Annotated in this window: 11 protein-coding genes and 1 pseudogene; 3 read left to right on the top strand and 9 right to left on the bottom strand. The window is 64.3% G+C overall.

Annotation, left to right across the window (positions count from 1 at the left end; all coding sequences use genetic code 11):
* Positions 1-425: 425 nt before the first annotated feature.
* Positions 426-1,583 (top strand): aminotransferase class V-fold PLP-dependent enzyme, encoded by a 1,158-nt coding sequence (locus tag H7007_RS13120; protein WP_287155789.1) that lies wholly within the window; start codon positions 426-428, stop codon positions 1,581-1,583.
* Positions 1,584-2,226: 643 nt separating this feature from the next.
* Here H7007_RS13120 and H7007_RS13115 read toward each other — a convergent pair.
* Genes H7007_RS13115 through H7007_RS13100 form a run of 4 tightly spaced genes read right to left on the bottom strand, consistent with a single transcriptional unit; the run spans position 2,227 to position 5,549 of the window.
* On the bottom strand, positions 2,227-2,670 hold the full coding sequence (locus tag H7007_RS13115; RefSeq protein WP_287155788.1) for a Zn-ribbon domain-containing OB-fold protein: 444 nt from the start codon (positions 2,668-2,670) through the stop codon (positions 2,227-2,229).
* 12 nt (positions 2,671-2,682) lie between these two features.
* Positions 2,683-3,915 (bottom strand): thiolase C-terminal domain-containing protein, encoded by a 1,233-nt coding sequence (locus tag H7007_RS13110; RefSeq protein WP_287155870.1) that lies wholly within the window; start codon positions 3,913-3,915, stop codon positions 2,683-2,685.
* A gap of 12 nt (positions 3,916-3,927) precedes the next feature.
* Positions 3,928-5,073, bottom strand: a complete 1,146-nt coding sequence (locus tag H7007_RS13105; RefSeq protein ID WP_287155787.1) for a thiolase family protein — start codon at positions 5,071-5,073, stop codon at positions 3,928-3,930.
* A 14-nt stretch (positions 5,074-5,087) separates the two neighbouring features.
* Positions 5,088-5,549: a Zn-ribbon domain-containing OB-fold protein gene (locus H7007_RS13100; protein WP_287155786.1), complete on the bottom strand. Its 462-nt coding sequence runs from the start codon at positions 5,547-5,549 to the stop codon at positions 5,088-5,090.
* 432 nt (positions 5,550-5,981) lie between these two features.
* Here H7007_RS13100 and H7007_RS13095 point away from each other — a divergent pair, with 432 nt between their 5' ends.
* Positions 5,982-7,313 carry an alpha/beta hydrolase gene (locus H7007_RS13095; RefSeq protein WP_287155785.1) on the top strand — a complete coding sequence of 444 codons (1,332 nt, stop codon included), beginning with the start codon at positions 5,982-5,984 and terminating at the stop codon, positions 7,311-7,313.
* Between the two features lie 133 nt (positions 7,314-7,446).
* On the opposite strand, the gene H7007_RS13090 is transcribed toward H7007_RS13095, so the two are convergent.
* The 3 genes and pseudogenes from H7007_RS13090 to H7007_RS13780 all read right to left on the bottom strand — a co-directional run.
* A complete protein-coding gene (locus tag H7007_RS13090) occupies positions 7,447-8,184 on the bottom strand; it encodes a class I SAM-dependent methyltransferase (protein ID WP_287155784.1) in 738 nt (245 codons plus the stop codon).
* Between the two features lie 9 nt (positions 8,185-8,193).
* Positions 8,194-9,300: a DUF362 domain-containing protein gene (locus H7007_RS13085; protein ID WP_287155782.1), complete on the bottom strand. Its 1,107-nt coding sequence runs from the start codon at positions 9,298-9,300 to the stop codon at positions 8,194-8,196.
* 10 nt (positions 9,301-9,310) lie between these two features.
* Positions 9,311-10,246: pseudogene (locus tag H7007_RS13780) on the bottom strand (C-GCAxxG-C-C family protein); the annotation flags it as partial.
* A 639-nt stretch (positions 10,247-10,885) separates the two neighbouring features.
* On the opposite strand from H7007_RS13780, the gene H7007_RS13070 reads away from it, so the two are divergent.
* Positions 10,886-11,680: an enoyl-CoA hydratase/isomerase family protein gene (locus tag H7007_RS13070; RefSeq protein ID WP_287155781.1), complete on the top strand. Its 795-nt coding sequence runs from the start codon at positions 10,886-10,888 to the stop codon at positions 11,678-11,680.
* A gap of 92 nt (positions 11,681-11,772) precedes the next feature.
* Here H7007_RS13070 and H7007_RS13065 read toward each other — a convergent pair whose 3' ends face one another.
* Positions 11,773-12,978, bottom strand: coding sequence for an acetyl-CoA acetyltransferase (locus H7007_RS13065; RefSeq protein ID WP_287155780.1), 1,206 nt, complete (start codon positions 12,976-12,978; stop codon positions 11,773-11,775).
* Between the two features lies 1 nt (position 12,979).
* A partial coding sequence (locus tag H7007_RS13060; RefSeq protein ID WP_287155779.1) for a Zn-ribbon domain-containing OB-fold protein occupies positions 12,980-13,339 on the bottom strand: 360 nt, incomplete at its 5' end.

Raw genomic sequence — 13,339 nt, 5'->3', positions numbered from 1 at the left:
CCATCTCGAGCCGTCAGTCCACATGTGCTCTCCATGCTTGAATCGTCTACCGGACCGTGGGCCTTTAACCATGCCTCAATCCTCGGCCTGAGACTTCACCCTGCAAGCCCGCGGCCTTAAGACCATAAGAAAGACTCACAGGATTCGTCGGTATTCCACGTCCCGTCCCGGATCTCACCATTGTCCGGCATTTCCCACCATCCCGAGTCCTCGACCTGCCGCAAGATGCCGGCAGCCTAAAATGAACGGTGAGAGTGGAGATGCCCAGGGTTTCGCCCGGCTCCATCCCAAACGGCAAACCAAGTCATCGTTCTGGACGGACGAGTTCCGTGGCTATGCACCGACACGCTCACCCAACCCGACCCTTACGGCGTGGTATCATTTCCTTACCCTTGTTCTTTAGCCGTTCGTACCTGGGAGCAGCCGTGAGCGGGGACGTGTACCTGGACAACGCGGCCACCACCTACCCTAAGCCCGAGAGGGTGTACCGGGCCATGGACCGCTTCGCCCGCGAGGTGGGCGGGAACCCGGGCCGCAGCGGACACCACCGGGCGCTGGAAGCGGGCCGCGAGGTGCTCCGCGCCAGGGAGGCGCTGTCGCGACTCTTCCGGATCGACGACCCCTCGCGGATCATCTTCACCAAGAACGCCACCGAGGCCCTCAATCTGGTCATCCGGGGGAGGCTGCTCGAAGGTGGCCACGCGGTGATAACCTCACTGGAACACAATTCCGTGTGGAGGCCGCTGGAAGCTCTTTCCAGGAAGGGGGGGGTCGCGTACACCATCGTCCCCTGCGGGGCGGACGGCAGCCTGGACCTCTCGGAATTGAGGGCGGCCATGACATCCGAGACCCGTTTGGTGGCCTGCACCCATGCCTCAAACGTCAGCGGTGCCCTGCTGCCCATCCGGGAGATCGCGGAGGTGGCCGCCGAAAAGGGCGTCCCGCTGCTCGTCGACGCCGCCCAGACCGCGGGCCGGGTGGAGATATACCCGAAAGAGATGAGCATAACCTACCTCGCCTTCACAGGCCATAAGGAACTCTTCGGGCCCCAGGGCACGGGTGGCCTGTACATGGCCCCGGGATGGGAGCTCGAACCCCTCACCTGCGGGGGGACGGGCAGCCGCTCGGAGAGTTCCCTGCAGCCCGACTTCCTCCCCGACCGCTACGAGAGCGGCACCCTCAACGCCCACGGCCTGGCCGGACTTCGGGCCGGGGTGGAATATGTGCTGGAGAAGGGCGTAGTGGAGATAAGGAGGCACGAGCGGGAGCTCACCGAAAGGCTCCTGGAGGGCCTCTCCGCCATACCCGGGACCACAGTCTATGGGCCCCGGGAGTGGGAGAAGAGGGTGGGCATCGTCGCCTTCAACCTGGGAAATTATTCCTCATCCGAGCTGGCGTCCCTCCTGGACGACGAGTACGGGATCTGCGTCCGTTCCGGGTTGCACTGCTCGCCCCTGGCCCACCGCACCCTAGGGACCTTGCAGCGCGGCGTGGTCCGCGCCAGCCTCAGCCACCTGAACACCGAGGAGGACGTGGAGTACCTCCTCCGAGCTCTCAGGGAAATCTCGCGGTGGGGACTCTAGGATTGCCATACCGTTCTTGGATGCCGATCCTGAAAACCTCCAAGCCGTTCTGGACCCAGCGCGCACTCTCCTTTCCGGTCAACGAGCCTTCAAGGCCCTCTGTTTGCCGTGGACGAAAGGGATTGGGGAGGAAAGAGCATGGTCTCTGTGCCGGAACTCGAATCGCATTCATAGGCATTCACACCCTCGCAGCGCGAAGAGGTGGGAAAATGCAGGCCGGGAAGGAAAAAGGGAGGAAGATCTTAGGAAGGACGACCGGCGGGCACAACCGGGAAGATAGAAAGGCCGGCTTGGCCATCCTCTCCCGGAAATCTTCCATCCGCTTCGCTTCTCCCGCCGGATGGAGCGTGATGCCGTTCAGCAGGAGAGACCGCCTTTTTCCGTTTGATTTGCCTGTTTTTCCTGGATGACAGGGAGGGCTCTCGACCTTTTTCGACCTAAGAAGCGCCTACCAAAAACAGCATCGGGGGCGCCGGTTTGTTTGGAGGATCAAGCCCATCCGTCAGCGTTATCCTTGTGATCCATGGGGTTGTCCGCCGGGATGCGTTCGGGGCGCGGCTTACCGCGCCCCGCGACTCCTCTCCCTGCCCCGTTGCCGGAACCGAATACCCGAAGGGGTATCACGATTCAAGACCTGACCCCATTATTCGGGTATGAAGCTCTCCATGTCCTGGAGGTTGCCGACCCTCTGCTCGGCCCACTTTATCTTGACCCGCATGCCGATGTGCACGTCCTCGGGCTTCATGCCCTCCCCGGCACCCATGATCCAGGTGTCCGAGCCGTCCAGCTTAACCATCAGGGAGACGCGTGGTTCATCCAGCGGGTTGCCGCGCACGTCCGCGTACCCGATGGTGTAGCTCATCACCTCGCCGTGGTCGCTTATCTCCGCCGGCTCGTGGATGGCGATGTGGCACTTGCGGCAGTAGAAGTTGGCCGGCAGGTACACGGTGCCGCACTGGTGGCACCGGTTCCCGATGAGCTTGGCCTCCTTCATCTCCTTGAGCATGCTGTTGATGCCCATGCCCTCGATGCGGAACTTGAACGTGGAGAGGTCCCACGTGCCCTGCACTTGCCTGGTCTCTTCCATCCCCGTACCTCCTTACAGCTTCTTGGGCTTGTCGGCCAGGATGGTGATGGTCACGTACTGCATGAGCCCTCCCCAGCCGTGGGCTAGGGCCTTGTGCACCTCTTTCTCCACCTGGTGCTCCCCGGCCTGCCCCATGATCTGGAGGGCACACTCGGTGACCCGGTTGAGGGCCGAGGTCCCGATGGCGTTGGTGCTCACCACTCCTCCGGAAGCGTTCACCGGGAGGCTCCCGTTCATCTCCAGCTCCCCCTTCTCCAGGAGCTTGTGGGCCTCCCCCACCTCGCACATGCCGATCCTCTCCAGGAACATGAGGGTCTGGTGGGCGAACCCGTTGTAGATCTCCACGTAATCGATCTCCCTCCTGGGATCCTGGATCCCGGCCCTCTCGTAAGCTTGCTTGGCGGCTATCTGCGCCGGCATCTGCTCCGCCGGGTCGGTGATGATGCCCTCGATGAGGTTCCCGGTGGTGGCGTCGGAGGCGCAGTTGGCCACCGCCCACACCCAGGCCGCCTTGTCCGCCAACTTGGCCGCCTTCTCCTCCGAGGCCAGGATGCACACCGTGGCCCCGTCGGAGGTGGGGCAGACGTGGCCGAAGCGGATGGGCCAGGAGATGAGCGGGGTCTGGGCTATCTTCTCCGCCGTGGCCTCGGGATCCTTGAGGTGGGCGTAGGGGTTCTTGGCCGCGTTGCGCCTCTCCATGGCGGCGATGGCATCGATGTGCTCGATACCCGCCCCGGAATGGTGCAGGTAGGAGGTGGCCTGGTAGGAGATGCCGCCCGCGCTTCCGCCCCCGATGGCCCCCATGCCCTTCTGCCCGGTGACGTCTATGCCCGCGGCCAGCATGGCCATGATCTCCGGGGTGATGATCCCGAGGAGCCCCACCTGGGAATCGCCCTCGGACTGCTTCTCGTAGGTGACCACCATGACCACGTCATGCAGGCCGGAGGCTATGTGGTAATAGCCGGCGTGGAAGGCGGACATGCCCGTGGTCCCGCCGGTGGCTATGCGCATCACCGGCTTCCCCAGCGAGGCGATGTAATCCGCCGACCAGAGGTGGGGGAGGTTCACCCCCTCGAAGGTCTGCATGTTGCCGAAGACCACGGCGTCGATGTCCGCGGGGGTGAGGCCGGAGTTCCGGAAGGCGTTCTCCACCGCCTCGGAGATCATCTCCGGGATGCATACGTCCCGCCGCTTGCTGACGAAGACCGGGGTATATCCTATGCCCACTATGGCCACGTTGCGCATCTCCACCACCTCCTACACTCCCAGGAGGAGAACCGCGTTCTGCTGGGCGCAGGGACCGTCCTGTCCGTGCACCACGGCGACCTCCGCCTTGCCCACCTGGTTCTCGCCCGCCTCGCCGCGCAGCTGGCGGACGGCCTCCGCGAGCCGTATCAGGCCCGTGGCGCTCACGGGATGCGCTCCCAGGGCCCCGCCGGAGGGGTTGACGGGCATCTTCCCGGCGATGGAGGTGTCGCCGGATTTATAGGCCTCCTCCGCCGTCCCTTCCTCGAGCAGGCCCAGGGCCTCCGCCAGCAGGGGCTCCTGGTGGGCGAAGAGGGCGGAAACCTCCGCCAAGTCCACCTCGGCCTTGGGGTCCTTGATGCCCGCCATGTCGTAGGCCCGTTTCGCGGCCTGGGACGTGGAGGGCGATCTGGAGAGGTCCCGTTCCCCGATGTAGAAGGTCTCGATGCTCTGCCCCATGCCCAGTATCCATACCGGTTTCTCGGTGAGCTCCCTGGCGCGTTCCTCGGAGGCCAGGAGCACGGCGCAGCCGCCGTCCGTGGGCGGGTAGCAGTGCAGCTCTCGCAGCGGTTCATAGTAAGGCGGCGAGGAAGCCACCTGCTCCTTGCTCACCCCCGGGAGCCTCCTCGCCTGGAAGGGATTGGCGGCAGCGTTGGAGAGTGCCTGCGCCGCCGCCTCGTGAAGGAGTTCATCCGAGTAACCGTATCTCGCCAGGTAGCTCCTCGCCTGGAATGCCGCCGCGTTGATCTCGTTGAGCAGTTTCATCTGCCGGTCGTAGATCGGGCTCAACTGGTATTCCACGTGGAGGTAGGGACTGACCTGGCTCCCGGTGAGGCCCAGCGCCACGACCATGGCCGTGCGGTACTGCCCGGAGAGGATGCGCATCACCGCGTACATCACCGCGTTCAAACCGTCCATCTCCACCTTGCTCTCGTCTCGCATGTAGGCTCCCGCCGGGGCGTCGAGGAAGACGTTGGAGATGGTCCTCCCGTCCAGGAAATCGTTGGTGCTGAAGATGGTGGTGTCCACGGCGGTGCGGTCTATTCCCAGGTCGTCGAAGAGGCCCCGGGTGAGCTCGAAGGTGAGGCGCTCACGGGTGGTGACCAGGTCCGGCGCGCACTTCATGCGGAACCCTACGATGGCGACCTTCTTGTCCATCCCACTCACCTCCCTCACGCCGGCTCGAAGTGGTCGAGGTCCCCGTAGTCCCCCTCGACCTGGTCCTTCCACACCGCTTTGACCTTCATCCCCGCTTCCACTTTGCCGGGGTCCACCCCTTCCACCCTGTGCAGGAGCAGGGAGGCGTTGTCGTCCAGTTTGATGAGACCCAGCACGTAGGGCCTCTCGGCGGGACTCAACCTGCCGCCCTTCTCCATGACCACGTGGCCCACGGTGAAGTTCTCCAGGGTCCCCTCCTGGGGGAGTTCCACCATCTCCTCCATGACCTTGTTGCACACCCCGCAATACTTGCGAGGGGGCACGGCGATCTTCTTGCAGTCCGGGCACCTGGAGCCGAGTATCTTCCTCTCCTTGAAACCTTCCAGGTAGCGGGTCATGTATGGCCCTATGCGATAGTTGTAGGTATAGTCCATGGGGACTACCGGCGTCAGAAAGGTCTCCTCCGTCGCTCCCATAACTCCCTCCTTTCCCACGGGACGACTCATGGTTCGACGTCAGCGGTGGCGGGATTTGTCCGAACAATGCAATCCTATACCCTTTGCGATGGATTGTAAATATCTTTACTATTGATTGCTACTTTATAATTTTTCGTCGCCTTCGTTGCGCTCACCGCCTGGACCGCGAACACCTTGTCTTCCCATGCCGCGGCCTTGAAGTGAGTGGGTGGTTTCGCCATTCACCTATCGCCCCGGTTCCTTTCCGGCCCTGCTCAGCGCCTGCCCCGCGAAGATCTTGTCCACCCGTGCAGCAGCCTTATAATTAATAATCGAATCCGTATTTAATAACCTGTTTTGTTCATCAAACAACGGCGAACAGGGCCGCACCACGGATGGGGAAATGCTACCGTTGGGGGTTTCACCGCTTTCGGTTTGCTGAGGGGGATCACGATGAAAAAGGGCTGTCCGCTTTGTTTCACGTTACTTATCGTCCTCATTCTCGCTCTTTACGTCCTTCCCTATTCGGCGGCGGACGTACCGCCGGAAAACGATCGTTACGCTGCGCGGACCGCTGACGGAGTCGAGCTGGCCCTCAAGCGTTACCGCCCGGATCCCGGGGCACCCTTCCGCAAGGGGAGGCAGCCCGTGATCCTCATGCCCGGCCTCATGAGCAACATGAACGAATTCGACGTACATACCCCGCCTGGCGAGTCCTTCGCCGTGATACTGCCCTCCACCCTTGCGCCCTGGGCACGCGACGACCCGTATGTCGCCCGCGACCCGATGCGCTACTACAGCCTCGCCCATTACCTCTGGAACCAGGGTTACGACGTGTGGCTGGCCAACTACCGGGGAGAGGGCAGGGGACCTTATGTGAGCGGCGGGCAGGGGGGTTATTCCCTCGACGACCTGGGCATATACGACGTCCCGGCGGTGGTGAAAAAGGTCTACGAGGAGACCGGCAGGCATCCCGTGTACATCGGCCACAGCATGGGGGCGAGCATGGCCTACATCTTTCTGGAGGGCGCCGAGTATCTTGATGCTCCCGACCCGCACGTGCACTCCGATCCCGCCCTGGTGAAGGAGCGCAACTCAGGCCGCGGCGAACAATCTCTTAAAGGCCTGGTGGTTCTGGACGGCCCCATGGGCACGGTGGGGATGAACGCCTCCTATGACCCTTCGCTATTCCTGGTTTTGCGCGACCGCTGGTATATGGACCTCAGGTGGCTCAACCCCGTTCTTGACCTTCTAGCGCCCTGCACATACCAGCTTTACAGGTTCTTATGGTTCCTCTGCCGTCTCTTCAACTGGCCGGATCTCGGCCCCATGAACCTCCTGCTCTCCACCAACCCCGACAACATCCATCAGGAGGTCCACCGTTATTTGCTCAAACACGCCGTGGACGGGATGAGCACACGTACCGTGGCGCAGTTCTCCTCCGCATACGCCACCAAGAGGTTCCGTGAGGACTGGTACAACGGTGTGGACGACTCCACGGTCCCCATCCCGCCGCCGCCCGCCCCCGGCGACGGGTATTATTACTACAGCGACCACCTGGACCTCGTTTCCCTGCCGGTCCTGGTCATAGCCGACGACACGGTGGACATCACCCATCCCGACGACATACGGAACTTTTTCCTCGGCAAGTCCAGACACCGGCTGGATTACTTCCTACGCGTCCCCAACACCGCCCATGTCGACCTTGTGGCGGGGCTCAACGCTCCCACGGAGGTCTTTCCGGCCATCGGCCGTTGGTTGCGCATGCTCTGCAGGTCCAGGTGAGGCGCCGATTCTCCCGAAGAGGCCCGGGGGCAAAGGGACGAAGGGAGGGGGGGTCATCTCCGCGTGTTCATCCCCGGCATCTCCCTTTGGCCGCACGGGGAGGCTGCAGCGGGCGGAAAACGCCGCGCGCCGCCTATCCCTTTTGCGCCAGCACCGCGAGAGAGGTGCCGCCAAAGAGGTCGAACCGGCGTATCAGGCGCGCCTCCAGGTCCAGGAGCGCGCGGAGGACGCGGTGGGTGGCGGGGAAGAGCGTCTCCATTCCCGGGGTATGATTACCCTTCCCGCCGACGAAATTCCCCCGCCACATGTAATAGCGGACCAGGGGCTGTACCAGCACGGCGTAAGAGGTGAGGCGCAGGGGGCGCAGGCCGGAGGAAATGAGGAGGCGCCTCACCTCCCACCTGGTGTAGCGGCGGAGGTGTCCGGCCAGGCAGTCGAAATCGCTGTATAGCTCGGGGCGGCCGGGGATGGTGAGGAGGAGGCGGCCGCCCGGCTTCAGCACCCTCTTCAGCTCAAGCAGGGCGGGCAGGTCCAGGCGCAGGTGCTCGAGGACGTCCAGGCAGGTCACAAGGTCGAAGGTGGCATCGGGATAGGGCAGCGCGTATATGCTCGCCTCGCGGACGTGTTCTATTCCCCGCAGGCGGCAGAAACGCACCGCTTCCTCGGAGTAGTCGCAGCCCTCCACTTCCCCGTAGCGGGAGAGAAAGGCGAAGTTCCCCCCCGTACCGCAGCCGACGTCGAGTATCCGCCGCCCGTCGCCCGGAGCCGGCCCGTCCAAGAGGGAGGCCAGGACCATACGCCGTCCCACGAACCACCAATGCTCGTCCTCCTTCTCGAACATGGTGGCGTAGGCCCTCTTCTCCAGCTTCATCCTGGCTCCTCAAGCTCGGGACAGGGCACCCCGCGGGCAGGCCTCCGCGCAGCAGAAACAGGTGATACAAGTACCGGCGTCTATCTTCGGCAGGTCTCCGCGCATGGACACCGCCTCCACGGGACAGGCCTTCACGCATATGCGGCACCCGTCGCACTTCCCGGCGTCCAGGCGGACCTCCCCGAAGCGGAAGGAGGGAGCACGCCCCGTGATGCGGTCCAGGGGACGCCGCAGGAGGTCGTATATCCTCAAAAGGATGCCGGAGATCATCATGCGGTTGAGATCGGGGCGGGCTGGGAGCTCGAACTCCCTGCGCACGGCCTCGACGCCGTCCCCCAGGACCTCGAACCCCTCGAGGCGGCCCAGCCCCCTCTCGGCCGCCAGACGGATGTGGGCGATCTCGCGCGGGTCGGCACCCATGATGCGCGCGCAGGTCGCATCCACCTCCACCACGTTATCCCCGGCGACGATGACCCCCAGGCGCACCGGCCTCCCGTTGGTGGGCCCCAGGGCTCCCTCCATCCCCACAAGGCCGTCCACCACTATGAGCCGGGAGCGGATCACTGTGTTGAGGTCAACGATGCCCTGGTCCAGGCCGCGAAGGTGGATGATGAGCTTGTCCCGGGTGGGGACCACCCCCTTCAGGTTCTTGAGGCCCAGGGAGACCACCGTCTGGAGATGGGTCTTCATGACCGGCATGTTGATCAGGGCGTCGCATTCCAGAACCGGCTTGGCCACCACCTCCTCCTTCACCACCACCCCTCCCGGGATGCGTATCTCCACCCTCTCCGCCGCGTCCAGGTCGAGCAGGGGGAACCCGTAGCGCTCACGGAAATCGCCGTACCCGGCACGGGGAAAGACACGAGAGGAGCGAAAGGGGTGGATGGGGCTCTCGCCCACCGCCACCTCGGCTCCCTGCGCCGCTGCCAAACGGCACACCTCCGCCACCAGCTCCGGGTCGGTGACCGCTCCCGTCTCGCTGGCCTTTGCGGCGCAGATGTTGGGCTTCACCAATACCTTCTCGCCCGGGGAGACGAACCTTCCCATCCCTCCCAGGAGCTCAACGGCTCTGCGCACGTCCTGCGGGCCCTCCGCCCTGATCACAGCCACGGTCATCGGCTACACCTCACTTAACGACTCTCAGCGCTTCCTCGGCGCACCACGACCTTATCCCGTCGCAGACCTCCGAATACTTGGTGTATTCTTCCAATTCCCAGGCCTCCGCGAACGACCGCCCCGTGAGCTCGCGGCATTCCAGGGAACCGAAGCGCTTCCGGAATCCCCGCACCAGTGGGTTACCCACCGACCACAATCCCTTCCTTCCCCTACCCGCGTAGAGGTTGAGATGGCCACGGGTAAAGAAGAACAGCGTCCCGAAGACGCCTTCCGCACGGGGGTCGATCCCCCATACTCCTCCAAGTGCCAGCAGGGCTCCCGCCAGTGCACCGCAAAGGCCGCCGGAGAGTCCCACGCCGCCGTCCAGTGCGATGGATATCTCTTCCAGGAACTCGCTACCCAGCCCGGCCTCCTCACGGATGCGGCGCAGGACCGGTGCGGCGCAATGGCCTCCGATCCGGGGGCCGGCGGCCCCGGGAGCCCCGCCTGCCTCGCGAACCGCCTCGCCAACCGGGGCTTCCTCCTCCGCTGCTCCGGCGGCCCTTGCCTCCCGCTCACCTTCCTCGAGAGGCTGGTTCACCAACTCGATGAGCTTCTCCACCGCCTTCCCGATATGGTTCACGCAGCGGGTGAAGACCTTCCCGGTGAATATGTAGTCCGCGAAACCGGAGGCCCTGCGGAGATCCGCTCCGCACCTTTCCCGGCACAGGGTGCTCCCGAAGCTCTCCTCGAACCACGCGGTGTACTCGCGCATACGCCGGTAGAGGGCCTCCCTCTTCGCCTCCTCTCCCTCCAGGAGGTCCCCCAGGTGCCCCAGGGCCAGGGACATGCACCCACCGGAGACCACGCCGCAGGTGGAGCCCTCGCTCACCCCTCCCCCTTCCAGGGGACAGGCGGCCTTCACCGCGCTGCGGTCGGTCAAGCCCAGGTACCCTACCAGGGTACCGAAGGTGGCCTGGTTTCAGTTCAGGTAAGTTATGAGTCGCACGCGTGCCAGGGTGGCTATCCAGCGGTTCAACAACTCGTCCATGAAGGCCTCCTCTCGAGATGTAAGAGAAGCGGACGTGAACATTATAACCCGGGCGAAGAGGAAGATTACGCTCGGGTAACCCGGGACGAGCGAAAGGCGGAAGGGGAGCGAACCTCACCTCCCCCTCATCTCCAAGGGCCATCGTGGCCGCGCAGTCCGAGCCGATGCCCCGGTGAGCTCATGGTAATTTCCGGTCATAAATGCGACGACCTTTGAACGGCGAACCTGCATGAGTCATGAGGTGGTGCCGGTCTTCCCCGGGATCTTGCCCCTTCACCGCCGAATAGCGGAAGGTACACATCCCGGCAACATCGAAGGAAGTTCCGTGAGGAACGACTTGATGAGGCCGCTTCGCTTCAGGCGCGGGTGGTTGCATCCCGAAACCCGTACGGTGCACGGGAGAGCACCCGCAAACACATATGTCGTGACGGTGAAGTGATGCGCGCCGGACATTTTCGTGAGGATGGCAAGTGGTGAGGTCCGACAGCAGAAGAGATGCGGGGAGGAGCCTGCTTTCCGCCTTTTCTCGCTCATGGGAACCCGGAGGTGCGGAGTATGGAATACCGGAACCTCAAACTTGAAAGCAAAGGTCGCGTGGCCGTTCTGACCTTGAACCGCCCGGAGCGCGGGAACGCCCTCAGCGTGGAGATGATGCGGGAGCTGGAGGACGCCGCCCTATCCTTCCGGGAGGACACGGAGACCCGGGTGGTGGTCTTCACCGGGGCGGGCAAACACTTCTGCGTGGGTATCGACCTGCGGGACCCGGCGCATGTGGAATCCTTAAGCTCTCCCCTGCTCGCCCGCCGGCGCCTCTTCGACCTCGGTCCCCGCATGATCCGCGCCCTGAGGGAAATGGACCAGGTGACACTCGCCGCCCTCAACGGAGCGGCCATGGGCGGCGGAGCTTGCATCGCCTCCGCCCTGGACTTCCGGCTGGGGGCCGCGGACTGCCGGGTGGGTTATCCGGAGAGCAGCCTGGCCATACCCCTTAGCTGGGTCAGCCTCCCCCTCTGCGTGCGCCTGGTGGGCCCCTCCCGCGCCAAGCGCTGGCTGATGCTCGGGGAGAGGCTGGGGGCCGAGGTCCTCCTGGAATGGGGTTTCCTCGATGAGGTGGTGCCCCCGGAGGAGCTGATGGAGAGGGCGCTGCAAACGGCCGAGTCCTACGCCGAACGTGCCCCGGTGGCGGTGCAGATGATCAAGCGCAGCGTCAACGCCGTGGCCGGGGCCTTGGACGAGGCCCTCATGCACATGGACGGCGACCAGGTGCTGCTGGCGCAGACCTCCCGCGATTTCCGGGAGGCGGTGAGCGCCTTTTTGGAGAAGCGGCAACCCCACTTCACCGGGGAATGACCTTCTTCCCCGATGAGAGAGGGCGCGGTCACCCGCGCCCGTCTTCCTCTCTCCTCCGCCAACCCGGCGGCGAGCGCCGGGTCCCGCCAGCCTCAGTCCACGCCGAAGATGGCCACCGAGCACACGTTCTGGGTGGGGACCCCGCCCAGGTTGTGGGTCAGCCCGAACTTGGGGTTCTTCACCGCGCGGTCCTCCGGCCAGCGGCCCAGGAGCTGGTTGTATATCTCGTAGATCATGCGGATCCCCGAGGCCCCGATGGGGTGCCCGAAGCACTTCAGCCCCCCGTCCGGCTGGCAGGGTATCTGACCGTCCAGGTCGAAGAAGCCGCTGAGGATGTCCTCCGGAGCCCCGCCGGGGGGAGAGATCCCCAGGTCCTCCATGGTCACCAGCTCGGTGATGGAGAAGCAGTCGTGCACCTCCATCATGGAGATCTCCTTGCGCGGGTCCTTTATCCCCGCTTCCTCGTAGGCCTTGCGGGAGGCCGTCTGGGTGGTTATGATGCCCGCCCCGTCCCAGCGGGTGAACATGGCCTCCTCCCCGGAGCTCACCGAGATCTGCAGGGCCTTGACCTTGACCATGGGCTCGTTGGGCTTGAGCTTCCTGAAGACCTCCGGGGTACAGACGATGGCCGCCGCCGACCCGTCGCTCACCCCGCAGCAGTCGAAGAGGCCCAGAGGGTATGCCACCATAGGAGCCCCCATGATCTGCTCCTTGGTCACCGCCCGGCGCAGGTGGGCGCGGGGGTTCTTGGCCCCGTTCTGATGGCTCTTCCAGGAGACATGGGTGATGGCCTCCTTGAGCTTCTCCATGGGGATCTTGTACTTGGCGGCGTAGGCCGTGGCCAGCTGGGCGAACATGCCAGGAGCGGTGGCGTTGGGCCCGATCATCACCGCCTCCTGGCCGAAGGCCGGGCTGTCGGGAAGCCCTCCGTACCCGGTGTCCTTGAGCTTCTCCACGCCGATGGCCAGGGCGATCTCGCAAGCCCCCGAGGCCACGGCGTAGGTGGCGCCGCGGAAGGCCTCCGTACCCGAGGCGCAGAAGTTGTCCACCCGGGTGAAGGGTATGAAGGGGGTGTGCAGGGCCCCGCTGGCGTAGGTGGCGCCCTTGCCGATGTTTATCTCGTCGATGTGGATGCCCAGCCAGGCGGCCTGGATGTCCTTCTTCTCGATGCCCGCGTCCTGAAGGGCCTCGGTCAGGGCTTCTATGAGGAGGTCGTCGGAACCGGCGTCCCAGCGCTCCCCGAATTTCGTGCATCCCATGCCCAGGATGACCACCTTGTCCCGGATTCCCTCGGCCATCTCACTTCACCTCCCCCACCGCCGGGATGGCTTTCCAGAAGTAATTGGTGATGTCGCGCTTGGGATCATAGAACTTGATGCGGAAGCTGAACTCCACCGGCATGCCCACGGAGAGGTCTTCCACCGTGCAGTCGGTAAAGTCCATGAGTGTACGGCCGCCGCCGTTGAAGTTCACGTTGCCGTAGATGGCTGGCGGGTTGACCGAGGCGGCCAGCATGTCCCCGGTATAGGTGAAGACCGTCCCGCCCTTGTCCGCCAGGTACACGGGGTCCATCTCGTCCAGGGCCTGGCAGTCGGGGTTGATGCACAGGCGCTGCGGAGGGAACTGCTGCGTCCCGCACTTGCGGCACTTGCTCCCCCA

It is taken from the genome of Candidatus Solincola tengchongensis (assembly GCF_015711935.1).
Classification (GTDB): domain Bacteria; phylum Actinomycetota; class Geothermincolia; order Geothermincolales; family RBG-13-55-18; genus Solincola_A; species Solincola_A tengchongensis.
Note: the sequence above shows the minus strand (reverse complement) of the source record. Positions and strands in the feature narration are given on the sequence as shown.